Annotated in this window: 1 protein-coding gene; it reads left to right on the top strand. The window is 64.3% G+C overall.

Annotation, left to right across the window (positions count from 1 at the left end; genetic code table 11):
* Positions 1 to 1,552: Ig-like domain-containing protein (locus tag ACE3UY_RS22700; protein ID WP_374689745.1), on the top strand; the 1,552-nt coding region annotated here is incomplete at its 5' end.
* Positions 1,553 to 1,665 lie beyond the last annotated feature (113 nt).

Genomic DNA, 1,665 nt, shown 5'->3' with positions numbered 1-1,665 from the left:
TGTGACCGGCAGCGGCACGACCTACAACGTCGCCGTCAGCGGCATGACCGGCAGCGGCACGGTGATCTCCACTGTGCCCGACAACGTGGACGAGGACGCGGCCGGCAGCGACAATGAGGACTCGACCTCAACCGATAACGAGGTTACCTACAACGCGCCGGACACGACCGCGCCGACCGTCACCATCAACCAGGCCAGCGGCCAGGCCGACCCGACCAGCGCCAGCCCGATCAACTTCACCGTCGTCTTCAGCGAGCCGGTGACCGGCTTTACCGACGCCGACGTGACACTGAGTGGTTCGGCCGGGGCGACGACGGCCACTGTGTCCGAGACCGGCCCGATGAACGGCACGACCTACAACGTGGCCGTCAGCGGGATGACGAGCAGCGGCACGGTGATCGCCAGCGTCGCCGCCAACGTGGCCCAGGATGCGGCCGGCAACGGCAACACCGCCTCGACCTCCACCGACAACACAGTGACCTACACCGCCCCGGACACGACGCCCCCGGACACGACGATCAACGGCAATCCGCCCAACCCGTCGAATAGCGCCAACGCCTCGTTCAGCTTCACCAGCACCGAGGCGGGCACGTTCGAGTGCCGGCTGGACGGTGGGGTATGGACGACGTGCAGCAGCCCGCACAACTACACCGGGCTGAGCAATGGCAGCCACACTTTCGAGGTGCGGGCCATCGACGCCACCGGCAACACCGACCCCACACCGGCCAGCTACACCTGGGTGATCAACACCGCCCCGCCGCCCACCACGGCCATCTTCGTCTCAGCCGAAAAGGCGGGCAGCGTGCAGACTAACAGTCTGCCCTACGGCGGGGAAGATATCCTCAAGTGGAATGGTACAGCCTGGTCGAAGTGGTTTGACGGCAGCAACGCCGGGCTGACCGCCAGCGGCAACAAGGACAACATCGACGCCTTCTTCATCCCAAACTCGGCTAACACGTCCGTCATCTTCAGCCTAAGCGGCAAGGATCGCAAGCTGCCCAATATCAAGGACAAGCTGAAGGGCGAAGACCTGGTGCTGTGGGACGGAACGAAGCTCCACCTCTACTTCGAGGGGGATGAGGTCGGCCTGAAGGACTCCAGCGAGAACATCGACGCCCTCCACATCCTGCCCGGCTCGGCCTCGCCCATCGGTTCCAACTGCCAGGCGTATCTGCTCATCAGCACGCTGGGCAAGGGCGAGGTCAAGGACTACCGCAACAAGGCTCTGAAGTTCAGCGGCGAGGACGTGTTGGGCTTCTGCATGACCAACGACGGCGAGGACACGGCCGGCTTCTGGCACCTGGTGCTGGACGGCTCCAACGAGGGCATGCCCAAGGATTCGCTCGACAGCCTGTCGGCCAGCGCGGACGGGCAAACCCTCTACCTGACGACGAAGGGCACGTTCAACGTCGATGGCGCGGCCGGCGGCCACTCGATGGTCTACCGCTTCAACCGCGCCACCGGCCAGTTCAGCGGGCCGTTCTTCAACGCGCAGGCCAATGGGCTGAGCATTAAGGTAGACGGGTTGCAGGTAGACGGTACGCTACCGTAGGGGCGTGTAGGGCGGGTTGGCAACCCGCCCTACAACCCGCTCGTAGTCAGGCAATTCATGGCCGTTCTTGCGTGTGCGAAGAACGGCCATGAATTGCCTGACCATGAACCTAC

The sequence above is a fragment of the Promineifilum sp. (SeqCode) genome (genome assembly GCF_041918635.1).
In the GTDB taxonomy this organism is placed as follows: Bacteria; Chloroflexota; Anaerolineae; order Promineifilales; family Promineifilaceae; genus Promineifilum.
This window is presented reverse-complemented; position numbering and strand designations above follow the sequence as displayed.